At 61.1% G+C, this 21,999-nt stretch carries 19 protein-coding genes; all 19 read right to left on the minus strand.

The window, feature by feature from the left end:
• Positions 1–16: 16 nt before the first annotated feature.
• The 19 genes from bamA to nuoN all read right to left on the minus strand — a co-directional run bounded on the left by bamA (position 17) and on the right by nuoN (position 21,997).
• Entirely contained in the window at positions 17–2,581 is a 2,565-nt protein-coding gene (gene bamA / locus GC148_RS11270) for an outer membrane protein assembly factor BamA (RefSeq protein WP_291070855.1), read from the minus strand.
• A 36-nt stretch (positions 2,582–2,617) separates the two neighbouring features.
• Positions 2,618–3,769 (minus strand): M50 family metallopeptidase, encoded by a 1,152-nt coding sequence (locus GC148_RS11275; protein ID WP_291070896.1) that lies wholly within the window; start codon positions 3,767–3,769, stop codon positions 2,618–2,620.
• Complete coding sequence (gene dxr / locus GC148_RS11280) at positions 3,766–4,980, minus strand: 1-deoxy-D-xylulose-5-phosphate reductoisomerase (RefSeq protein ID WP_291070856.1); 1,215 nt, start codon at positions 4,978–4,980, stop codon at positions 3,766–3,768. The genes GC148_RS11275 and dxr overlap by 4 nt, the downstream gene beginning before the upstream one ends.
• Positions 4,981–4,983: 3 nt before the next feature.
• The gene (locus GC148_RS11285) at positions 4,984–5,802 is read right to left on the minus strand and encodes a CDP-archaeol synthase (protein ID WP_291070857.1); all 819 of its coding nucleotides are present in this window, start codon (positions 5,800–5,802) and stop codon (positions 4,984–4,986) included.
• Complete coding sequence (locus GC148_RS11290; protein ID WP_291070858.1) at positions 5,802–6,560, minus strand: isoprenyl transferase; 759 nt, start codon at positions 6,558–6,560, stop codon at positions 5,802–5,804. The genes GC148_RS11285 and GC148_RS11290 overlap by 1 nt, the downstream gene beginning before the upstream one ends.
• Positions 6,560–7,114, minus strand: a complete 555-nt coding sequence (gene frr, locus GC148_RS11295; protein ID WP_291070859.1) for a ribosome recycling factor — start codon at positions 7,112–7,114, stop codon at positions 6,560–6,562. Before frr ends, GC148_RS11290 begins: the two co-directional genes overlap by 1 nt.
• Positions 7,111–7,866: a UMP kinase gene (gene pyrH / locus GC148_RS11300; RefSeq protein WP_291070897.1), complete on the minus strand. Its 756-nt coding sequence runs from the start codon at positions 7,864–7,866 to the stop codon at positions 7,111–7,113. Before pyrH ends, frr begins: the two co-directional genes overlap by 4 nt.
• A 105-nt stretch (positions 7,867–7,971) precedes the next feature.
• A complete protein-coding gene (gene tsf / locus GC148_RS11305; protein WP_291070860.1) occupies positions 7,972–8,877 on the minus strand; it encodes a translation elongation factor Ts in 906 nt (301 codons plus the stop codon).
• Positions 8,878–8,920: 43 nt separating this feature from the next.
• The gene (gene rpsB, locus GC148_RS11310) at positions 8,921–9,712 is read right to left on the minus strand and encodes a 30S ribosomal protein S2 (RefSeq protein WP_291070861.1); all 792 of its coding nucleotides are present in this window, start codon (positions 9,710–9,712) and stop codon (positions 8,921–8,923) included.
• Positions 9,713–9,859: 147 nt separating this feature from the next.
• On the minus strand, positions 9,860–13,282 hold the full coding sequence (dnaE, locus tag GC148_RS11315; protein WP_291070862.1) for a DNA polymerase III subunit alpha: 3,423 nt from the start codon (positions 13,280–13,282) through the stop codon (positions 9,860–9,862).
• A 79-nt stretch (positions 13,283–13,361) separates the two neighbouring features.
• On the minus strand, positions 13,362–14,051 hold the full coding sequence (locus GC148_RS11320) for an ABC transporter ATP-binding protein (protein WP_291070863.1): 690 nt from the start codon (positions 14,049–14,051) through the stop codon (positions 13,362–13,364).
• Positions 14,048–15,334, minus strand: a complete 1,287-nt coding sequence (locus tag GC148_RS11325; RefSeq protein WP_291070864.1) for an ABC transporter permease — start codon at positions 15,332–15,334, stop codon at positions 14,048–14,050. The genes GC148_RS11320 and GC148_RS11325 overlap by 4 nt, the downstream gene beginning before the upstream one ends.
• Positions 15,331–16,647: a proline--tRNA ligase gene (proS, locus tag GC148_RS11330; RefSeq protein ID WP_291070865.1), complete on the minus strand. Its 1,317-nt coding sequence runs from the start codon at positions 16,645–16,647 to the stop codon at positions 15,331–15,333. Before proS ends, GC148_RS11325 begins: the two co-directional genes overlap by 4 nt.
• Positions 16,648–16,700: 53 nt before the next feature.
• Positions 16,701–16,934 carry a DUF1467 family protein gene (locus tag GC148_RS11335; RefSeq protein WP_291070866.1) on the minus strand — a complete coding sequence of 78 codons (234 nt, stop codon included), beginning with the start codon at positions 16,932–16,934 and terminating at the stop codon, positions 16,701–16,703.
• Positions 16,934–17,362 (minus strand): methylmalonyl-CoA epimerase, encoded by a 429-nt coding sequence (gene mce / locus GC148_RS11340; protein ID WP_291070867.1) that lies wholly within the window; start codon positions 17,360–17,362, stop codon positions 16,934–16,936. Before mce ends, GC148_RS11335 begins: the two co-directional genes overlap by 1 nt.
• Positions 17,363–17,368: 6 nt before the next feature.
• Positions 17,369–19,054, minus strand: a complete 1,686-nt coding sequence (locus GC148_RS11345) for a ribonuclease J (RefSeq protein ID WP_291070868.1) — start codon at positions 19,052–19,054, stop codon at positions 17,369–17,371.
• A gap of 6 nt (positions 19,055–19,060) precedes the next feature.
• Positions 19,061–19,828: a type III pantothenate kinase gene (locus GC148_RS11350; RefSeq protein ID WP_291070869.1), complete on the minus strand. Its 768-nt coding sequence runs from the start codon at positions 19,826–19,828 to the stop codon at positions 19,061–19,063.
• Positions 19,829–19,835: 7 nt separating this feature from the next.
• Complete coding sequence (locus GC148_RS11355; RefSeq protein ID WP_291070870.1) at positions 19,836–20,567, minus strand: biotin--[acetyl-CoA-carboxylase] ligase; 732 nt, start codon at positions 20,565–20,567, stop codon at positions 19,836–19,838.
• The gene (nuoN, locus tag GC148_RS11360; RefSeq protein WP_291070871.1) at positions 20,564–21,997 is read right to left on the minus strand and encodes an NADH-quinone oxidoreductase subunit NuoN; all 1,434 of its coding nucleotides are present in this window, start codon (positions 21,995–21,997) and stop codon (positions 20,564–20,566) included. The genes GC148_RS11355 and nuoN overlap by 4 nt, the downstream gene beginning before the upstream one ends.
• Positions 21,998–21,999: the final 2 nt, after the last annotated feature.

The raw sequence follows: 21,999 nt of genomic DNA on the forward strand, positions 1-21,999 counted from the left end.
TCTGGGGCTATCGAGATCAGAAGTTGGTTGATGTCGAGAAGCGGAATGTCTCTGTACGGTCATATTCTTCCTTGCGGAGAATCTGCGAGAAGTCGAAGCGGATGGGGCCGAACGGCGAATCCCAGAACACGCTGAGACCGGTCGAGGCGCGAAGGCCAGCGCCATCCTTGGGAATACGGACTGCGGATAGTGCCGGAAAACCAAGCTGCGATGCGTCGTTGATAAACACCGGCACGCCCTTGTCCACATCTTCGAGATCGCCAAGTGACCCGACATCTACGAACAACGCGCTCTTGATACCGTATTCTTCCGGCAGGAAGTTGGGCACCGTAAGCTCGAACGTACCTTGGTAATACATGTTGCCGCCAAGGGAGTTGAGACGGCTGGTCTTGACGACCTCGCCGGTATTCGGATCGAACACACGCACGATTTCGCGCGGCCCGAGACCTGCAACATCGAAACCCCGGAACGAGTTGCCACCGCGGAAGAAGCGGTTGTTGATCCGCACGCCCTGCTCGCTGTCGAGCGGCAGCACATATCCCGCCGAGAATTTTGCGCTTGCGATCACATCGCGCCAGATGCCGCGATAGAGCGAGGCGCCCGTCTCCGTGCGCACGTATTGGACGTCGCCCCCGAGGCCGGCAATGTCCTGGCTGATCCTGAAATCGAATCCACGAGTTGGCGTGATCGGATCGTTCGTCTGATCCCAAAAGAAATTATAACCGATGATGCTCGAAATATCGTTGCGCTCAGAGCGGCAGATCGTGTCGCGGAGCAAGTAAGCGGGATCGCAACGATCGACCACAAACTCTCCGGCACCGGCATCGCCTGGCTGCGGCAGCCGGTAGACGTCATCCGAAATATCGTCCGGCGTATCCTGCCCGGCAATCTGCGTTGCGGTGCGCAAGAGCGCGCCGTTTGCATCAATGATGTAGTTGACGTCTGTGATGTTCACGTCGTCAGCCTGCAGACGATAGCTGAGACCCAGCTGCATCCGATCGGTCAGCGGGAACGCGACGCGGAGCCCTCCCCCAATCGTTTCGCTTGTGAAGCCTGTGAACTCTTCAAAGTCCTGACGTGTCGCAAACAGATCTACACCTGCCGAGAGATTCCGGTCGAGGAAGCGCGGCTCAGTGAAGCGCATGTCGACGATCTGCTGCCGGCTGGAAAGAGATGTACGGGCGACGACGGATTGGCCTCTGCCGCGCAGGTTGCGCTGCGATGCACTCAGATCGAACAGGTAGGAGTCGACAGACGAGAAGCCTGCTGCAAACGTCAGTTCGCCAGTCGACTGCTCCGTGACTTTGATATCGACTGTGGTGCGATCCGGCTCTTCCGACGGTGTTTCGACGACTTCCACATCCTTGAAGAAGCCGAGCGCGCGGATGCGATTGCGCGAACGGTCCAGCAGGATGCGGTTGAAGGCATCGCCCTCGGAGATCCGCAACTCGCGGCGGATGACGCGGTCAAGCGTCTGGGTGTTCCCGACGATATTGATCCGGTCGATATAGACGCGCGGACCTTCATCGATGGCAAAGGTAATATCAATCGCGCCTGTCTGTTCGTTGACACTGATCTGCGGACGGATGTCGACGAAGGCATAGCCGGCAACACCTGCAGCGTAAGTCAGGGCGTCGATGGTCGACTCAATCATGTCGCCTCGGAACAGCTCGCCCTGCTTGATCGGCACAACAGCCTGCAGCACTTCACCGTTCAGCTTTTCGAGCGCCGTTTCGACCCTGATCTCTCCGAAGTCGTACTGGCGCCCTTCGTCCACCGTGAAGGTGATGTAGAAGTCCTTCTGGTCCGGTGTCAGTTCGGCGACGGCCGAAGTCACGCGGAAATCGTAATAGCCGTTGTTCTGATAGAACTCGCGCAGCTGCTCGCGGTCATATTCAAGACGGCCGGAATCGTAGTTGTCGTTCGAGCTAAAGAAGCGCCAGGCGCGCGACTGGCGCGTAACGATCTCACTCCGCAGGCGGGAGTCTGAATATTCCCTGTTGCCGATGAAGTTGATCGCGCGAACGCCCGTCACTGGGCCCTCGGTGATCTCGAAGATCAGATCGACGCGGTTCTGCTCCAGTGGCTTGTATTGCGGCTCTACCTTGGCGGCGAAGCGACCGGAGCGGCGGTACATTTCGAGCACGCGCTGCACGTCGGCCTGCACGCGGGCAGCCGTGAAGACACCTCGCGGCGAAGCCTGAATCTCTTCGCGCAGCTTGTCGTCCTTCAAGGCGCGGTTGCCCTCAAAAATGACGCGGTTGATGATGGGGTTTTCGACGACGCGCACGACGAGGTCGTCGTCCCGGCGGTCAATCGACACGTCCGCAAACAGGTTCGTCGCAAAGAGGGTCTTCAGCGACAGATCGATCCGATCCGGATCAAATGCATCACCCGGTTCCACAAGCAGATAGGACTGAACCGTGCGCGCTTCGATGCGCTTGTTGCCCTCGACAATGATCGAGCGGATTGTTCCGCCATAACGCGCATCTTCCTGAGCGTGGGCGGTTGAGAGCTGACCGCTTGATCCAAGTGCAAAAGCACTGGTAGCGAAAACTGTCGCTGCGAGGAATTTACGCATTCTCGAATACTCTTTCGTTCCTGGAGCTGAACCGCGTCAGCTGCTTCCCCGTGTGAAAACGCCGGTCTCGAGAATATCTCCCCACGTGATCACGATGACCATCAAGAGCAACACTCCCATACTCAGCGCCACCGCCTCTTTCTGGCCTGGCATTTTCGAGCCTAACACTGCCTCGTATGCATGAAAGACAACCCGCCCGCCATCCAGCACTGGCAGTGGCAGAAGGTTGAAGAAGCCGACGCCGACCGAGATTGCGGCGCACAGGCTCAGCAGCACCCAAAACAGGCGCTCGAACCGTGCCGTCAGCGGCACTTCCGGTTGATCCATCACCCGGTTCACGACCCGGCGCGATACGTCCGCAACGCCAACCGGGCCTGAAAGGGTGTTGAATGACATTTTGCCGGTCACGATCCGGCCAAGCATTGTGACCGTCCGGTCAATGGTCACACCGGTTTCGCGCACGCCCGCCACAACCGATTCGACCGGTCCGTAATGAACGGTCTCGAATGTGTCTGCGAGATACATCTGCACCCCGATCGTGCTCTGGGCGACCATTTGACCAAATTCGTTCTCGCGAACGACCTCCTGCGGCGTAACGGTCACCAAAGTTTCTGCCCCGTTCCGGTCGAGCGTGAGTTCAACAGGCGTTTTAGGGCTGAGCAGGACCGCGACCGTGACATCGGATGCATTGGTGACAGGCTTGCCGTTTACGCTGACGATCTGATCGTCGGCCAGGATTCCAACCTGTTCAGCAGGGCTTCCGGCGATCGTACCTGCCACCTTCACGACCTGCACCGTGACGCCGTGCACACCAATTGTGGCCGAAAAGATCATGGCTGCGAGCACGAAATTGGCAAAAGGGCCCGCAAGGCTGACGATGATCTTCTTGAGCGGTCCGATCTCATCGAACGGCACCCCAGCTGGCGGCGCTTCGCCTTCTTCGAGAGCGTCCATCGACTGGCGATCTCCAAAGTTCACGAAGCCGCCCAGCGGAATCCAGTTCAGGCGCCAGCGTGTCCCGCGCTTGTCCCGGATCTCGGCCACGGGGCGCCCAAATCCCACCGCGAACGATTCAACGGCCACGCCAAAGCAGCGCCCGGCAAGATAGTGCCCCAACTCATGAATCACGATCACGATGCCCATCAAGAAGATCAGGCACGCGAGAAACAAAGGACCCTGGCTGATCACCCCTTCCAAGCTGGCATCCCTCCTGCCCGGCTTGGGGCGCGTTTCAGTGCTTCTTCAGCGAATCGGCGCCCCATCTGGTCCAGAAAGGCCACTTCATCCAACGTTGTGCACTTGGTAGAGGCGAATTCCGAGGATGAAAAGCGGTCGAGTGCGTCTTCAACAGCCCATCCGATGTCCAAGAAACCGCATTCATCCCTCACGAACGCAGAAACCGCTGATTCATTAGCAGAATTTAATATCACAGGGCCTGACGAACCCATGCCACACGCTCGTCGGGCGAGTTCGATCGAACGGAAGCGGCGGGTATCCACCGGAGCAAAGTCAAGCTGCCCCACCATAGCGAGATCGAGCCGCTCCACGAGTGTTTCGACCCGGTCCGGCCAGCCGAGTGCCAGCGAGATCGGGGTGCGCATGTCGGGCATCCCCAGCTGCGCCATCACTGTGCCGTCGGTGAAGTGCGCCATTCCATGAATGATCGACTGGGGATGCACCAGCACGTCGATCCGCTCGGCCTGCACGCGGAAAAGAATGGCCGCTTCAATCAGCTCCAGCGCCTTGTTCATCAGGCTGGCGCTATCGATCGATATCTTCAGACCCATGCTCCATTTCGGATGCGCGGCCGCTTGCGCGGGCGTGGCCGCCGCCATCTCTTCAAGAGTCGCCAGTCGGAACGGCCCACCTGAAGCCGTCAGGGTCAGCTTTTCGAGCGACCGGCCATCCCCCAGGCATTGGAAGATCGCGCTATGCTCTGAATCCACCGGCATGATCGAAACACCGGCGCGATCGGCGGCGTCGAGCAGGATCGATCCTGCGCAAACGAGGCTTTCCTTGTTGGCCAATGCCAGCGGATTGCCGGCTTCCACCGCCGCCATGGTCGACTTGAGGCCCGCAGCGCCGACAATTGCCGCCAGGAAACGGTCGCACCGGCGCGCCGCCGCTTCGACCATGGCCGCCTCACCCGCTGCGCAGGCTATGCCGGTGCCGTTCAAACGGGCGCGCAGCTCTGGCAAGCAGGACTCGTCGGCAATAACCGCGATTTCGGGGCGCATTTCCAGCGCCTGAGCCGCCAGCGCAGCCACATTGCGGCCAGCCGCCAAAGCAACCAGTTCGAAACGGGGCTCAGAACGGTTCGCGTGCCGGATCACTTCGAGCGTCGACTGCCCGACCGATCCGGTCGACCCGAATATGGAAATGCGGCGCGGCGCTGTCATGGATCAGAGACCTAGCAGGCCCGGCAGGCTCGGAACACTCAGAAATATCAAGGTGGACAGGATACTCACAGCCCCCAGACCATCGACGCGGTCCAGGAGGCCGCCATGCCCCGGAAGGATCGTGCCGGAATCCTTGACTTTGAACCGCCGCTTCAGCCCGCTTTCAAAAAGGTCCCCGATCTGGGCCCCGATCGATATCAGCATACCGGCGATCATCCAGGGCGCCACGGCGGCCTCTTCCCATCCCGCTGCGATATAGCCGCACAGCGACGTGGCGACCACGCCCGCAATGGCGCCGCTCCAGGTCTTGTTGGGGCTTTCCTTGGGCAGGAGACGCGGGCCTTTGAGCATGCGTCCGAAAAAGTAGGCTGCAGCATCTGACGCCCAGACGAACGACATGAAGTACATCGCCGTAAGTTGACCGTTCCATGGGCCTTCCCGCAGCATGAACAGCCCGAACACCATCCCAAAGACATAGATCACACCAAAGCCGGCCGAGATCCTCGCTTCGGTGTCTTTGGGCGCGCACAGAACCGCCATAACGATGGTGGCGGCAAACACTCCAACGCAAATCCGGTCGTCACCGATCGCGAGGCTGAGCCCGAAGAGTGCTGACAGGACTGCCAGCAGGGTTTCGTTCGGAGTGGCGCTCATCCGGCACCATTCCAGCATCATCACGGCGCAAAACGCGCTACAGCCAGCGGCAAGCCACCAGCCCCCCATCCATACCGCAAACAAGGCGAACGGTATCAGCACGAGGGCGGTGAGCAGACGGCGTGGTAATTCGGAGAACCGCTTGTCCGGCGGTGTCCAATCGCCCATCAGGTCGCTCCAGGTGTCACCGCACCAAAGCGGCGCTCCCGCTCGTGAAAACGCTGGATGGCGTTCTCGAGATCGGCGCGCCCGAAATCGGGCCAGAGCACATCAAGGAAAAGGAGTTCAGCATAAGCCGCCTGCCAGAGCAGGAAATTGCTGATCCGGTACTCTCCACTCGTCCGGATGACCAGGTCTGGATCGGGCAGTTCCCGGGTATCAAGGAAGGCTTCGAAGCCGGCTTCGGTTGCCGGCCCTTTGCACGTTCCGTCTGCGAGTGCCTGGGCGTACGCAGTGGCGGCACGAACGATCTCGTTCCGTGACCCGTAATTGAAGGCGATGGTCAGATGAAACCGCGTGTTGTGCACTGTCTCGGCTTCAGCGCGTTCCACGAGCGCTTCGATGTCAGACGGCAGGCCTTCGCGCTGACCGATGACGCGGACCCGGACACCATCCTGTTTCAGGCGCTGCAGATCCCGCTGCACGTAAGCTTTCAGAAGCGCAAACAGCGTGTTGACCTCAGCCGCCGGGCGGCGCCAGTTTTCGGTCGAAAACGAGAAAACGGTCAGATAGGAAATGCCGAGGTCGCGGGCCGCCTCGACTGTACGACGCAAGGCCTCAACGCCGCGTTCATGGCCGGCCGTTCGCGGCAGGCCTTTCGCGCTCGCCCAGCGGCCATTTCCATCCATGATGATGGCGATATGCCGAGGGGCCGGAGGCTCGCCGCCGGAATGTGAAGGATCAGGGGAAATGCCTGGACGGGCCATTACACCTGCATGATCTCCGCTTCTTTGGCTTTCACGGCCTCATCAACGCGGTGGACGAACGCATCCGTCAGCTTCTGGACTTCTTCAGCCAGTCCGCGCGCTGCGTCTTCACTGATTTCGCCGGCCTTTTCCATTTTCTTCAGCGTATCCATGCCGTCGCGGCGCACATTGCGCACCGCAATCCGGGCCGCTTCTGCATATTTCCCGGCGATTTTCGTCAGTTCCACGCGGCGCTCCTCGTTCAGCGCCGGGATCGGAATACGCAGAGTCTGGCCGTCCATGATCGGGTTGAGCCCCAAGCCGGATTCTCGGATGGCACGGTCGACCGCACCGACCACCGACTTATCCCAGACATTGACGGACAGCATGCGCGTGTCGGTCACGGTCACGGATGCGACCTGGCTCAGCGGCGCGACGCTGCCATAGGCCGGCACGTTAATCGAATCCAGCAAGTTCACCGAGGCCCGGCCCGTACGTAGCCCGGAGAATTCGGTGGCAAGCGACGCGAGCGCGCCTTCCATTCTCCGCTCTAGATCCTGTTTGCTGTAGCTCATTCGCTCGCCCCTCCGGTTTTGGAGATCGTCGTTGAAGTGCCGCGCCCGTGCAACACGTTAAGCAGCGAACCTTCTTCCTTCAGGGAGAATACGACGATCGGAATGTTGTTGTCCCGCATCAGGCTGACCGCAGACGGGTCCATGACGCGCAGGTTCTTGATCAGCAGCTCATCGTAGGCGACCTGATTGTAGCGGGTCGCATTGGAATCCAGCTTCGGATCCGCTGTGTAAACCCCGTCCACCTGGGTTCCCTTCAGCAGCGCATCACAGTTCATCTCGATGGCGCGCAGGGCCGCGCCGGTATCGGTCGTGAAGAACGGGTTGCCGATTCCGGCCGCAAAGATCACGACCCGCCCCTTCTCCATATGGCGCTGGGCCCGGCGGCGAATGTACGGCTCACAAACGGCATCCATGCTCAAGGCGGATTGGACCCGCGTCGGCACACCGATGCTCTCAAGGACGCTCTGCATCGCGAGCGCGTTCATGACCGTCGCCAACATACCCATGGAGTCGGCCTGCGCGCGTTCCATACCCTTTGCGGCTCCGGCCACGCCGCGGAAGATGTTTCCGCCGCCGATGACAAGGCAAATCTCGGCGCCGGCGGCACGCGCGGCGGCAATCGCCTGAGCGAAGGTGATGCAGGTGGGAATATCAATTCCGAACTGGCCGGGGCCCATCAAGGCCTCACCGGACAGTTTCAGAAGCACACGCTTGTACTTCAACTGGCTCTTTTCAGGCGCATCTGCCGGCATCGTTTCCACCGATCTCTCTCTACCAAGAACCAAAAAAAGTCCCGGCTGGGCGAAACCGCCAGCCGGGACTGTCAAAGCCCGTCACGGGCTGAAACGCAAGCCTGATCAGGTGCCTTTTGTCATCGAAGCGACTTCTGCAGCGAAGTCGGTTTCTTCCTTTTCAACGCCTTCACCGAGCTTGAAGTGGACAAACGACTTCAGCTCCGCACCTTGCGCCTTCAGGAATTCGCCAACCGTCTTGTCAGGGTCCATGATGAAGGGCTGCTCGTTAAGCACAACTTCCTTGTAGAACTTCTGCATACGGCCAACGATCATCTTCTCGATCACGGCGTCCGGCTTGCCGCTTTCGCGGGCCTGCTCGGTCAGCACGCGCTTTTCCGATTCGATCAGCGCCGGATCAAGTTCTGCAGTCGTTGCGGCAGCCGGCGACGTGGCGGCGATGTGCATCGCAACCTTGCGGCCCGCATCTTCCAGATCGCCCGAACCTTCCAGCGCCACCAGCACGCCGACCTTGCCCATACCGGGCGCAGCCGCGTTGTGGATGTAGGACGACACGCGGCCCGAGGTCAAAATCTTGGCCGAGCGGCGCAGAGTCATGTTTTCGCCAATCGTGGCGATCATGCGCTTGATCATGTCGTCGACCGAGCCTTCGCCGTCCGGCGCGGGCGCACCCGCCACCGCAGCGACCGAACCATCGGTGGTCAGCGCGACCGAGCTGATGCCGTCGAGCGCTTTCTGGAAGTTCTCGTTGCGCGACACGAAGTCAGTCTCGGCGTTGAGTTCGACGATCGTGCCCGACTTGCCGTCATCCGACAGTTTGACGGCCACGAGGCCCTCTGCAGCCGCACGGCCCGACTTTTTCGCAGCCTTCGACAGGCCTTTCGCGCGCAGCCATTCAATGGCGGCGGCTTCGTCGCCGTCGTTTTCGACGAGCGCTTTTTTCGCATCCATCATGCCTGCGCCGGTCTTCTCGCGCAGTTGTTTCACAAGTGCCGCTGTAATCTCAGCCATGGCTTTGATCCTTCAGTTGAATTGTTGCGCCAGAGGCGACGTATCAGGCTTCGCCTGCCGCCGCTTCACCAGCAACCTGGACATCCGCATCGGCCAGTGCCGACACATCCGACATCGCGCCGAGGTCAACGCCCAGACCGGCGGTCGATTCGGCGAGACCGTCGAGCACGGCATCGGCGAACAGGTTGCAGTAGAGCGAGATGGCGCGGGCAGCGTCGTCGTTGCCCGGGAAGCCGTAATCAGCGTCCGCCGGATCGCAGTTCGTATCAAGAACGGCCACGACCGGGATACCCAGTTTGCGGGCTTCCTGAACAGCAATGGCTTCCTTGTTCGTGTCGATCACGATGATCGCAGCCGGCAGGCCGCCCATATTGGCAATACCGCCAAGGGCGCGCTGAAGCTTCTCACGGCGGCGCTGGAGGTCCAGAAGCTCTTTCTTGGTGAGGCCCGAGCCGCCGCCGGCTTCGAACATCGCCGTCAGTTCGCGCAGTTGCTTGATCGAGTTGGACACGGTGGACCAGTTCGTCAGCGTGCCGCCGAGCCAGCGATGGTTCATGTAGTACTGGGCGCAGCGCTGAGCCGCTTCAGCGACCGGGTCCTGAGCCTGACGCTTGGTGCCGACGAAGAGGATGCGGCCGCCTTTGGCCACGGTGTCGCGCACAAAGACGAGCGCCTGGTGCAGCGAAGGCACCGTGTGGGACAGGTCCATGATGTGGATGCCGGAGCGCTCGCCGTAGATGTACGGCTTCATGCGCGGGTTCCAGCGGTGGGTCTGGTGACCAAAGTGAACACCAGCTTCAAGCAGCTGACGCATCGAAAAGTCAGGTAGGGCCATCGATTTTCTCCATCCGGTTGGCCGTCGCAGGGTGGAACTACGGGACTCGCCCGTCGCACCGGATGCACCCGCGACATGGTTTAGAAGTGGGCTCCTATACAGCTTTTGCCGCTCGGGGCAAGCTCAAAGAGCGGCCGCTGCGCCCGTTCAGGCGGCCCGGCGCGGTACAACCCGCTCAACCCCCGGAATTTCCTTCAGGGCGCGCTGGGCCCGCAAGCTGATCGTATAGGTCTGCGGCAGCCGGACGGTAACCAATCGGCCGTCCTCTAGGGGCATTTCCAGCAGGATGGCCCCCCGGTCCGGATCGGGAAGGCCTTCCAGGCGGTTCACAACCCGCGCGATCTCGGTGGGATTGGCCCCCGCCGAAAGGCGCACGATGAGGGAACCGGACGGTTTGGAGATCCGGGCAGATTCCAGCTCTACGGCCCGTTCGAGAAGGAGCCGCGTTTCTTCGCCATTCTGCTTCACAGACACCGTCACCGCGACGGCCTTGCCGGGCTTCAGCAGCTCACCGAACTGCAAAAGCCCCTCCGAATAGACCGTGATCTCGCACTCACCGGTAGGATCCGACATGGTCAGGAAGGCAAACTTGTTTCCGTTCCGGCTCGTCTTGTCATTGCGCGCCCGGACGATCCCGATCATTTCCAGCGGCCGTCCGTCGCCGGCCCGCTCGGCAATCTCCATCACCAGCGTGATCCGGTCCCTGTCGAGCGAGGTCAGCACGTCATCGAGGGGGTGGCCGGAGAAGTAGAACCCGATGGAACGAAACTCTTCATCCAGCTTCTGTTGCGCAGTCCAGGGCCGCGGCGATGGCAAAGGTGGGCGCAAAGCCGGCTCGGCGTCGGCAAACAGGCCGCCCTGCCCGCCTTGCCGGTCTCCGGCGGAGCTGGTGGCATGCTGCGAAAGCACTCCCGCAGATTCGAGTACCTTGAACCGATTGGGCTCAAGCGTATCCAGCGCGCCGGCTCTGGCCAGCGATTCAAACGCCTTCTTGTTGACCTGCCGCGGATCGATCCGCTCTGCAAAATCGTAGAGGTCGGTGAATAGTCCGCCCTCCCCGCGCACGGCGACAACGTGGCGCATCGCCTCGACGCCAACGCCCTTGAGCGCTCCGAGCGCATAGACGATGGCGCCGTCGCGCACATCGAAATCGGCGGCAGAAGAATTGATGTCGGCGGGAAGAACTTTGATCCGCAACCGCTTCGCCTCCTGAAAAAAGGCGGCCAGCTTGTCGGTGTTGCCAATATCGAGGCTCATCGAAGCTGCGAGGAACTCGACCGGGAAGTGGCACTTAAGGAATGCTGTCTGGTATCCGATCAGCGCATAGGCGGCCGCGTGCGACTTGTTGAAACCGTAACCCGCGAATTTCTCCATCGTATCGAAGATTTCGTCCGCAAGGCCCTCCGCCATGCCCTTGGTCTTGGCGGCCCCCTCAACGAAGCGTTTGCGCTGGGCGACCATCTCTTCGAGCTTTTTCTTGCCCATGGCGCGGCGCAAAAGGTCTGCTTCGCCGAGCGAATACCCGGCGATCTCCTGTGCCATCCGCATCACCTGCTCCTGGTAAACCGGGACGCCGTAGGTGGCTTCCAGAACCGGCCGCAGGTCGGGGTGCTGGTAGGTCACCGACGAGGGATCTTCCTTGCCCTGAACGTAGACCGGAATGTTCTCCATAGGTCCGGGGCGATAGAGGGAGATGATCGCGATCACGTCTTCGATGTTGTTCGGGCGCACACGCTTCAGCGTGTCGCGCATCCCCGCGCCTTCGAGCTGGAAGACACCCAGCGTCTCACCGCTTGCCATGAGGTCGTAGGAGGCGGAATCATCCAGGCTGCGCCAGCCTGGGCCCACTTCCTTGCCGCCCGCGGCTATGAACCTAAGCGCGCGATCGATAACCGTGAGGGTCTTGAGGCCGAGAAAATCGAACTTCACCAGACCCGCCATCTCGGCGTATTTCATGTTGAACTGCGAGGCGGGCAACTCCGCACGCGGATCGTTATAGAGCGGAACGAGGTTCACAAGCGGACGGTCGGCGATCACCACGCCCGCGGCATGTGTGCCGGCGTTCCTGTAGAGACCTTCCAATGCCCGGGCGATCTCGATCAGTTCGCCGACCCGTGGATCCGCTGCAATCTCGTCGTCGAATTTCGGCTCGCCGGCGATGGCTTCGTCCAGAGTCGGCGGTTTTGCAGGGTTGAAGGGAATAAGCTTGGCGAGCCGATCAACCTGCCCGTAAGGCATCTGCATAACACGGCCGACATCGCGCACCACGGCCTTGGCCTGCAATGTACCGAACGTGATGATCATCGCGACGCTGTCGGCGCCGTATTTGTCCCGGACATATTTGATCACTTCGCCACGGCGTTCCTGGCAGAAGTCGACATCGAAGTCCGGCATCGACACACGTTCCGGATTCAGGAAGCGTTCGAACAGCAGATCAAAACGGATCGGGTCCAGGTCCGTGATCAGCAGCGACCAGGCGACAAGCGAGCCAGCGCCCGAACCGCGTCCTGGACCCACGGGGATGTCGTGCTGCTTTGCCCATTTGATGAAGTCCGAAACGATCAGGAAGTAGCCTGGAAACCCCATCCGCTCGATAACACCGAGCTCGAACTCAAGACGCTCGGCATAGACTTCACGCTCCGCATAGAGACGGTCGGCTTCCTTCAGCCGGAACTCAAGGCCTTCGCGAGCCTGCCGCTTGAGCTCTTCCGCTTCAGAGCCACCATCGCGCACGAAGTTGGGCAGGATCGGGCTGCGGGTTTCAGCCCGGATGGCGCAGCGCCGAGCGATTTCACTGGTGGATTCAATTGCCTCGGGCAAATCTGCAAAAAGCTCGACCATTTCGGCCGGCGATTTGAGATATTGAGACGGCTCGACGCGCTTGCGGTCATCCTGGCCGAGATATTCGCCGTTCGCGATACACATCAGGGCATCATGGGCGATCACGTCGCCGGGGTTCATGAATCTCGCATCGTGCGTTCCCACGATCGGCAGCCCCAGCTCATACGCCAGATCAAGAAGGCCAGCCTCGCATTTCAACTCGGCGCTCGTGCCATGGCGCGTGATCTCGACGTAACACCGCCTCGGATAGGCCGCTGCGAGGGTCGACAGCTCCGTCCGGGCATCGCCGGTGCGCCCCTTCTGGATGTGCCGGGCAACTTCGCCTTCGGCCCCGCCGGTCAGCAGGATCAGACCATCCGTATCTTCCAGCAGAAGCCTGCGGTGCAGCTTCGGGATGCCATCCGGCGCATCGAGGAACGACCGCGACGACAGGAACATCAGCCGCTGGTAGCCAGCCTCGTTCTGCGCGTAGAGCGAAACCCGGGTCGGCTCCGACCTCGGCACCCCGTCCGTTATGTCAAAGCAGCAAGCCATGATCGGCTGAACGCCCGACTCAGCAAGCTTTAGGGACAGCTCGAGCGCGCCGAACAGGTTGTTCCGGTCCGTCACGGCGGCCGCCGGCACCTCGTGCCGCTTGCACCATTTGGCGATGTCGCCGGGCGTAATCATGCTCTCGAGCAGTGAATAGCTCGAGCGGATCGCAAGAGGGATGAAAACCGGTTGGCCCATGGTGCTTACCTCGCAAGCCGTCAGACTCTCACCGAATCACCCCTGGCGCCAATGGGGAATGGACGTGTTCCACAGGGTGTTACTCTGTGTAGTCGACCAATTTGCCGTCCTGAAGGGTCAAGACGCGGTCCATATGGCGGATCAGCGCCAGATTGTGGGTCGCGACAAGGACACCAGCCCCCTCTTCCCGCACCATCTTGATCAGGGTTGCAAACACGCGCTCGGTGGTGGCGGGGTCGAGGTTCCCGGTCGGTTCATCGGCGATCACTAGCCGTGGATCATTGGCCAGCGCACGGGCAATTGCTACCCGTTGCTGCTCACCGCCGGACAGCTGGGCCGGCTGGTGGAACAGACGCTCGGACAGCCCCATCTCGTCCAGCAGCGCCGCGGCCCGCTCACGCGCTGCTTTCCGGCCTTTGCCGGCGATCATCAGCGGCATGGCCACGTTGTCTACCGCATTGAACTCCGGCAGCAGGTGGTGGAACTGGTAGACGAACCCGATCTTCTTGCGCCGGATCGCAGTGCGCCCGTTCTCGTTCAGTTTCAGGCAATCGATGCCGTCCAGCAGGACATCACCGTCCTCCGGACGCTCCAGCAGGCCTGCCGTATGCAGGAGCGTGGATTTACCCGAGCCGGACGGGCCGACCAGTCCGACGAGTTCGCCGGGCGCGATGCACAGATCCGTGCCCCGCAACACATGCAACGCGCCCGCGCTGGTGTTGTAGGTGCGCTCAATCGCTTTCAGTTCCAGAACAGGAGCGGCGGTCATTCGAACCTCAGCGCTTTGACAGGGTCCTGGGACGAGGCCCAGATCGCCGGAATCATCGAAACGAACATGGACATCAGCAGCGCGTAGGAACCGGTGCTGAACACCTCGCCCCAGTCCAGAATGGCCGGAAGGTGATCAAGACCGTATTGCTCGGCCGGGAAGACTTCGCCGTCGATTGCCAGATTGATCAGGGCTTCGATGGGACCGATGTTCACGATGAACAGGACGCCAACCATCATACCCAGCAACGCACCGAGTGATCCGAGGGCTGTGCCCACCATCAGGAATACCCGGAGCACGCCCGACCGGCTAAGCCCGATGGTGCGCAAGATAGCTATGTCGCGCGTCTTGTTCTTCACCAGCATCACCACTCCGACGATGATATTGAGGGTGGCGATCATCATGATGATGGTCACGAGCAGCCGCACCATGACCCGCTCTGTCCGCAGAGCGCCGAGATAGGTCCGGTTCTTGGTCTTCCAGTCACGAAGCAGCAGGCCGTAGCCGGCAGCGTCCGGGATCTTCTGCATCACGATTTCCGTGTTGTCGGGATTCTTCACGCGGACGTCGAGATACTGGAAACGCCCCTTGGACTGGAAGAGAATCTGCGCCTGCTGCATGGGCATGAATACGTAGACGTTATCGAGCTGGGCACTCCCGGTACGGAAGATGTCGCCAACCACATAGGATTTGCTGATCGGTGTCTGACCGACGGGGCCGGATCGCATCTGCGTCGTCACGATCTCGACCTGGTCGCCGATACCTAATCCGAGGTTCGCAGCGAGGTACTGGCCAATCATGATCACATTGCCGCCATTTCGGCCGGCCCCGAAACCGTTTCCGATGGCCGTCGAACCGCCATCCTTCAAGATCGGCATCGTGGCGAGGTCAGCCGGCGGAATGGCGCGAACGACACCGCCCGTGCGCACACCATTGGCCGACAGCAACACGAACTGCTCGATATAAGGCGAAACACTGACGACGTCTGGAACGGTCTTTATGTCGGCCGCAATTCGCGTCGCTTCTGCCTCGGGCAAACCATCGACGGCGACCGCGATATGCGGCTCCCCGCCCAGCAACGCATCCAGGAGGGTCGCCCGGAAACCGCTCATGATCGACATGGTGATGATCAGCGCGGCCACGGCAAAGAAGATACCGACGAAAGATATGATCGCGATCAGGCTGGCGCCGCCATGTTCGCGGCGCGCCAACAAATATCGCCAGGCGAGCGTGCGCTCGAGACGCCCGAAGGGAGCCGCCGCTTTCGCTTCGCCATTGCTCACGAAGCAATCCTCCGCACGGCGTCCCCGGCCGACATCTCTGTCTTTTCACCCGTCTTGCGGCGTTTCAGCTCCACTACGCCTTTTTCAAGCCCTTTGGGACCAATCACGATCTGCCAGGGCAATCCAATCAGATCCATACGCGCAAACTTCGCGCCGGCGCGGTCCTCGGTGTCGTCGTACAAGGCTTCGATACCGGCCTTTTCAAGCTGGGCGTAGAGCTCAGCGCAAGCCGCGTCACAGGCGGCATCGCCCACGCGCATGTTGATGAGACCGACCTTAAAGGGCGCGACAGCGTCGGGCCAGATGATGCCGTTCTCGTCGTGGCTGGCTTCGATGATCCCGCCGACCAGACGCGACACGCCGATGCCATAGCTGCCCATCTGCACCGGAACCATCTGGCTGTCGGGGCCCTGCACCACGGCATTCATCGGCGCCGAATACTTGGTCCCGAAATAAAAGATGTGGCCCACTTCGATACCGCGCGCAGAAACGCGCCGGTCTTCCGGCAATGCGTTGAACGCGGCTTCGTCGTGCATCTCCTCAGTCGCCGCATAGTGGCGTGTGCGTGCCTCAACGACTGGCACAAGATCGCCGTTGAAATCGAGGTCGAGCCCCGGCGCCGGCATGTCCAACAATGCGCGGTCGCAAAACACCGCGCTTTCGCCCGTATCCGCAAGAATGATGAACTCATGGCTGAGGTCGCCTCCGATCGGGCCGGTATCGGCCCGCATGGGAATTGCGGTCAGTCCCATCCGGTCAAAGGCGTTCAGGTAGGCGCAGAACATCTTGCGGTAAGACTGGCGCGCGCCCTCTTCAGTCAGATCGAACGAGTAAGCGTCTTTCATCAAGAATTCCCGGCCGCGCATCACACCGAAACGGGGACGCACTTCATCCCGGAACTTCCACTGCTGGTGATACAGGTTCACCGGCAGCTGCTTGTAGCTTTTCACATAGGTACGGAACACGTCCGTGATGAGCTCTTCATTGGTCGGCCCGTAGAGCATCTCGCGGTCGTGCCGGTCCCTGATCCGCAGCATTTCCTTGCCATAGGCCTCATACCGGCCAGACTCGCGCCAGAGGTCCGCCTGTTGCAGCGTCGGCATCAGCATTTCAACAGCGCCGGCGCGGTTCATCTCCTCGCGCACGATCTGCTCGATACGCTTCAGAACCTTGAAGCCGAGCGGCAACCAGGAATAGATCCCGGCGCCGTTCTGTCGGATCATGCCGGTGCGCAGCATAAGCTGGTGCGAAACGATTGAAGCGTCCGCCGGCGCTTCCTTGGAGACCGGCAAAAAGTAGTTCGACAGACGCATTTAGGGCTCTCTTTCGGGCTTTCCTGACGGGCCTCACCTAGCCGGTCAGCCCCCTATTGCGCAAGCAGGCGGGGGATGATCAGCGCAGCCAGCCCCGTGATGACGGCCGCGCCGATCGATGCCCAGAGCACTTTCTTGAGCAGCATCGGGTTAACCGGTGCGGCCTCTTCGGTACCGGGAATGGTCGAGTCGTTCTCCCATTGCCCCTTCACACCGATTGGCAAGACGGCGAGGAAACTGATCCACCAGCCGAGGACAAATACGATGACTGCGCCTGTGATGGACATCAGTGGTGACCTTTGGGGGTTTCCATCAGCTCAACGAGGACGCCGTTGGAGTTCTTGGGATGAACGAAGATGATGAGAGTGCCATGGGCGCCAATCCGGGGCTTGCCCAGTACGGTCGCGCCGCGTTTTTCCATCTCGGTGACGGCCTCGTGGATATCTGCCACTTCGAAACAGACATGGTGCTGGCCGCCGGACGGGTTCTTCTTGATGAAGTTCGCGATGGGCGACGCTTCGTTCAAAGGCTCTATCAGCTCAATCTGGCTGTTGGGCAGGTTGACGAAACAGACCTTCACCCCCTGCTCCGGCATGTCGAAGGGCGTCGTGATATCCGTGGCGCCATAAAGGTCACGATAGGTCTGGCAGGCCTGCTCGAGGTTCGGCACGGCCACGCCGACATGGTTCAAAGGGCCAATCTTGAATTCACTCATGATGCTTCAGCTCCTCAACACGATCACTTCAATCAGGGGACGGATCCCGAATTCTGCTTCACAGGCCTTCCGCAGAGCGCGGCCGACAACCTTTTCAATCACCTCGTCGTCATCCCGGTCCCGGCGCTTGATCCCTTCAAGCGCGCGTGCCGCGGCTTCGTCCAGGGGCTCGAGACTTTCATCGGCAATCCGGCCATCGGACTCTGACAAGCCCTTTACCGCAATCACCGGTCCATCGACGACCGCACCTGTTTCATCCAGGCAAAGTGTCGCCATGATCAATCCGCTGACCGACAGCCTCCGGCGTTGGATCAAGCCTTCGGCCGCTTCCGGAACAAGTCGGGAGCCATCCAGCAAGAGCCGCCCAGACGGCACTTCATCAATGATTTCCGGCTCACCGGGTGCCAGCCGGATCAGGCTGCCATTGCGCGGCATCAGCGCGGATTGGACTTGCAGCGATTTCGCGTATGCCGCGTGTTCCATGATGTGGCGACGCTCACCATGCACCGGGATGGACACACGCGGGCGCACCCATTGGTACATGCGGCGCAATTCGTCCCGGCACGGATGGCCCGACACGTGGATCGGTTCCGGGATCATCCGCGGCGTGATGATCCGGATGCCTTGCTCGGCCAGGGAATTCTGCAACGCGTAAACGGATGTTTCGTTGCCGGGGATCAGACGCGACGAGAATATCACCGTGTCGTTCTCGGTGAGTGACACGTTTCGGTGATCGCCGCGCGCGATGCGTGTCAGCGCCGCATTGGGCTCGCCCTGACTTCCGGTGCAAAGATAAAGGATGTTCTCAGGTGGCAGGAAGCCCGCCTCGGCTTCGTCCACGAATTCGAGATTTGCCGGAAGGATGCCCACCGCCTTCGCAGCATCGGTGATCTTGTGCATGCTCCGGCCGACGAGACAGACATCGCGTCCGGCCAGATTCGCCGCTTCGATGATCGACCTAACGCGTGCCACGTTGGAGGCGAACGTCGTAACGGCCACGGCGCCGGTCTGCTGAGCAATCAGATCGATCAGCCCTTTGCGGACAGTGTCTTCCGAGCCGGCTTCGCCATTCTCGAACACGTTGGTGGAGTCGCACACCATCGCGAGCACTCCGCGATCACCCAGCGCCGTCAACCCTGCAATGTCCGTCTTGTGCCCAACGAGGGGTTCCGGATCGATCTTCCAGTCACCCGTGTGCAGGATGAGGCCGGCCGGCGTGTCGATAGCGAGCGCATTGGGCTCGGGGATCGAGTGGGTCAGGGTCACGTAGGTCACCGAAAACGGACCTGCCTTGACGGTCGACTCGAGGGAGATCGTTTTCAGCAGGCGGGTATCCACGCCGCGCTCAAGCATCTTCCCGCGAACCAGTTCGGCGGTGAACGGCGTCGCGTAGATAGGCGCCTTGGTTCTGAGCATAGGATACAGCAGGCCGATAGCGCCAATATGGTCCTCATGCGCGTGGGTCAGGAACACCGCGTCGATGTTCTCGCCGACAAGGTAGGCCGGATCGGCACAGATCAGATCGATTCCCGGCGTATCCGAGCCCCCGAAGGTCACCCCGACATCAACAATAATCCAGCGCCGGTCATGGGCGGGACCATAGCCGTATGCGTTGAGATTCATGCCGATCTCGCCGCACCCGCCCAAAGGCAGGAACACAAGTTCGTCGGTCGTCGCAGCGCTATCGGGCATCAGGTCTCAACGGTTCAGCTTCCAGACTTCCAGCAAACCACGGATCAGGACATCCTGGTCGTAATGGTCGATGGTTTCGCTCGCGCCTTCGAAAAGGGAGGCTACCCCCCCTGTGGCGACGACGGTCATGGGGTCACCATACTCGGCTTTGATCCGCCGCACGAGCCCATCAATCAGCTCAATATATCCAAGAAAAACACCGGACTGCATCGCCGAGACCGTATCCTTGCCGATGACGTTGGCCGGTTTCTGGATCGCGATCCGGGGCAATTGGGCCGCCGCCTCGTGCAGGGCGCGCATCGACAGGTAGATACCGGGCGAGATGATGCCGCCCTCGAAACCGCCATCGGCCCCCACAACATCGAGCGTGGTCGCCGTGCCGCTGTCGATAACGATCAGCGGTCCCGGGTATTTCACATGCGCGCCCAGCGCCGAGGCGATCCGATCCGCGCCCACCTGCTCTGGATGGCGCACCCGCAGGGCGACGCCCGTCTTCAGGCCGGGATCGCCGATGAACATCGGCTCGACGTTCAGATAGCGCCGCGCGAGGTTGCGGAAGTTGAACTGGGCCTGTGGAACAACTGTCGAGATCACGCAGCCTTTGGTCCTGGCCATGTCCACGCCGTGCATGTCGGCCAGTCGCCACAACCAGGAGGCGTGGTCATCCGCCGTCTTGGTTGAATCCGTCGCGCTGCGCCAGCTGTGGATCCAGTCATCCCCGTCATGCAGGCCGAACACCGTGTTCGTGTTACCAACGTCGATTGCGAGCAGCATTTTTGCCTCAGCTCCTGCGGATTTCTACTTCACCGGCACTTATGGAGCGCCGTGATCCGTCCGGCAATCGAACGACCATGGCGCCATCTGGCCCGAGGTCCTCGAAAACGCCGTCAAATGCAACGTCGCCCGCGCGAATGTGATAGGTCTCGCCAAGCCCTTCGGCGCTGGCGAGCCAGTCCTGCCGGATTCCTTCAAAGCCGCCCCTGGCCTGCTCGAGCCGTTTCGAGAACGCGGTCCGGAGTGACAGCAACGCCGCGTCGAGCTTCATGGACGGCGGCATGCCGAGTTCAACCAGGCTCGTCGCGGGCTGGGTGACATTGTCCGGCAGCACGAGGACATTGACGCCCATCCCGGCGGCGACCCAGAAGTCCGCCCCGGACCCACCTGTTTCGATCAGGATGCCGGACACCTTCTTCCGGTCGATGCGGACATCATTGGGCCATTTCAGCCGCGCATCGGCTGCCGGTGCGTGCTCACGCACCACGTCCCGCACCGCAAGCGCGCAGGCGAAAGGCAGTCTCAAAGCCACAGGCAAGCCGCCCGGTTCGCGGAACAGTGCAGTCGCGTAGATGTTCCCGGCTGGAGACAGCCATTGCCGGTCCTGCCGTCCACGCCCTGCAGACTGCTGCGACGCAATCACCCACTGGTCGTGGAAGCCCGCCTGAACGCGCCGTTTCGCTTCGGTGTTCGTGCTGTCGATGATGCCTAACTGATAGACCGGCCAGCTGAGGCTCAACGCGGTAGACCCGCCGCTGCAAATGACGCCCAACCGCCGGTACCGAGTTCACTGATGAAGACCAAGAACACGATGCCCGCAACGATGGCGCTGAGCACCACCGTCATCATCACCGAAACGTCCACATTTTCGAAGCGCTCCGTGGGCTCGTCGAACCACATGATCTTGATGAGGCGCAAGTAGTACCCCAGCGAGATGACGGACGCGATTACCACCAGAATGGCCAGCGGCATCAGCCCGGCATCGAGACCTGCGCGCAGGACTTCGAACTTGCCGAAGAACCCGCCGAAGGGCGGAAGACCGGCGATGGAGAAAATCAGGACGGACAGGGTGACCGCAAGAACCGGCTTGGTGCGGGCAAGCCCGCCCAGCTCGGAAATCCCTTCGACCATGCCGCCGCGGCGGCGCATCGCGAGCACGCCCGCGAAAAGGCCGAGCGAGGTGACCGCATAGATGGTCGAGAAAGTCAGCAAGGCCGGGGCGCCCATCTCCTGCCCTGCCGCCACAGCGACGAGCGCGTAACCGACGTTGGCGATCGATGAATAGCCGAGGAGGCGTTTGATATTGGTCTGGGTCAGCGCGCCCAACGAGCCGATGATCATCGACATGCCGGCGATGATCGCGACGATGAGCTGCCATTGATCCATGGCCGCGCCGAACACCGTGAACAGGACATTGGCAAAGACGACCGTCGAGGCCAGCTTGGGCGCCGAAGCGAAGAAAGCGACGACCGACGTGGGCGCGCCTTCGTAGACGTCCGGCGTCCAGACGTGCATCGGCGCGGCGGAAATCTTGAAGGCGAGACCGACGATCATCAGCACCATGCCGAACATCGTGCCGGTCGACATGCCGGACGCGGCGATACCGGCAAAAGACGTCGTGCCGGTAAAGCCGTAAACCAGCGATGCGCCGTAGAGCAGCATTCCCGAAGCCAGCGCGCCCAGCACGAAATACTTCAGGCCTGCTTCAGACGAACGCGCCGAGTCGCGATGGAACGCCGCGAGCACGTAGGACGAAAGGCTGAGCGTCTCGATACCCATGTACAGCGTCATCAGGTCGGCCGCCGACAGGATGATGCCCATGCCGAGGCTCGCGAAAATCGTCAGCAGAGCATATTCGTAGCGGCTCGTTTCATGACGTTTCAGGAAGCCCTCCGAAACGAACAGCGCGATACCGGCCAGCACGAAGCTGAACACCTTCGCGAAATTCACAAACGCATTCGTCCGCACGAGGCCGCCAAAGGCCTCGCCGCCATTCAGGTGGATGGCGGCCAGAGCCGCCGCACCAAAGAGCGACAGCGCACCGAACTTGAAGGACAGGGAGTTGAACCGCTCGCCAAACACCGCGCCGATCAGCACACCGGTCAGGCCTGCCAGCGCCAGCCAGAGCTCTGGCGCAACCGTCATCAGGATTGAGGTGAAATCCAGCATGT

This window comes from Hyphomonas sp., assembly GCF_016125515.1.
Classification (GTDB): domain Bacteria; phylum Pseudomonadota; class Alphaproteobacteria; order Caulobacterales; family Hyphomonadaceae; genus Hyphomonas.

What these genes read in the sequence shown, in the direction of transcription:
- bamA (WP_291070855.1), bottom strand. Translation starts at nt 2,581, where the DNA reads ATGCGTAAATTCCTCGCAGCGACAGTTTTCGCTACCAGTGCTTTTGCA.
- dxr (WP_291070856.1), bottom strand. Translation starts at nt 4,980, where the DNA reads ATGACAGCGCCGCGCCGCATTTCCATATTCGGGTCGACCGGATCGGTC.
- GC148_RS11285 (WP_291070857.1), bottom strand. Translation starts at nt 5,802, where the DNA reads ATGGGCGATTGGACACCGCCGGACAAGCGGTTCTCCGAATTACCACGC.
- GC148_RS11290 (WP_291070858.1), bottom strand. Translation starts at nt 6,560, where the DNA reads ATGGCCCGTCCAGGCATTTCCCCTGATCCTTCACATTCCGGCGGCGAG.
- frr (WP_291070859.1), bottom strand. Translation starts at nt 7,114, where the DNA reads ATGAGCTACAGCAAACAGGATCTAGAGCGGAGAATGGAAGGCGCGCTC.
- pyrH (WP_291070897.1), bottom strand. Translation starts at nt 7,866, where the DNA reads ATGCCGGCAGATGCGCCTGAAAAGAGCCAGTTGAAGTACAAGCGTGTG.
- tsf (WP_291070860.1), bottom strand. Translation starts at nt 8,877, where the DNA reads ATGGCTGAGATTACAGCGGCACTTGTGAAACAACTGCGCGAGAAGACC.
- rpsB (WP_291070861.1), bottom strand. Translation starts at nt 9,712, where the DNA reads ATGGCCCTACCTGACTTTTCGATGCGTCAGCTGCTTGAAGCTGGTGTT.
- dnaE (WP_291070862.1), bottom strand. Translation starts at nt 13,282, where the DNA reads ATGGGCCAACCGGTTTTCATCCCTCTTGCGATCCGCTCGAGCTATTCA.
- GC148_RS11320 (WP_291070863.1), bottom strand. Translation starts at nt 14,051, where the DNA reads ATGACCGCCGCTCCTGTTCTGGAACTGAAAGCGATTGAGCGCACCTAC.
- proS (WP_291070865.1), bottom strand. Translation starts at nt 16,647, where the DNA reads ATGCGTCTGTCGAACTACTTTTTGCCGGTCTCCAAGGAAGCGCCGGCG.
- GC148_RS11335 (WP_291070866.1), bottom strand. Translation starts at nt 16,934, where the DNA reads ATGTCCATCACAGGCGCAGTCATCGTATTTGTCCTCGGCTGGTGGATC.
- mce (WP_291070867.1), bottom strand. Translation starts at nt 17,362, where the DNA reads ATGAGTGAATTCAAGATTGGCCCTTTGAACCATGTCGGCGTGGCCGTG.
- GC148_RS11345 (WP_291070868.1), bottom strand. Translation starts at nt 19,054, where the DNA reads ATGCCCGATAGCGCTGCGACGACCGACGAACTTGTGTTCCTGCCTTTG.
- GC148_RS11350 (WP_291070869.1), bottom strand. Translation starts at nt 19,828, where the DNA reads ATGCTGCTCGCAATCGACGTTGGTAACACGAACACGGTGTTCGGCCTG.
- nuoN (WP_291070871.1), bottom strand. Translation starts at nt 21,997, where the DNA reads ATGCTGGATTTCACCTCAATCCTGATGACGGTTGCGCCAGAGCTCTGG.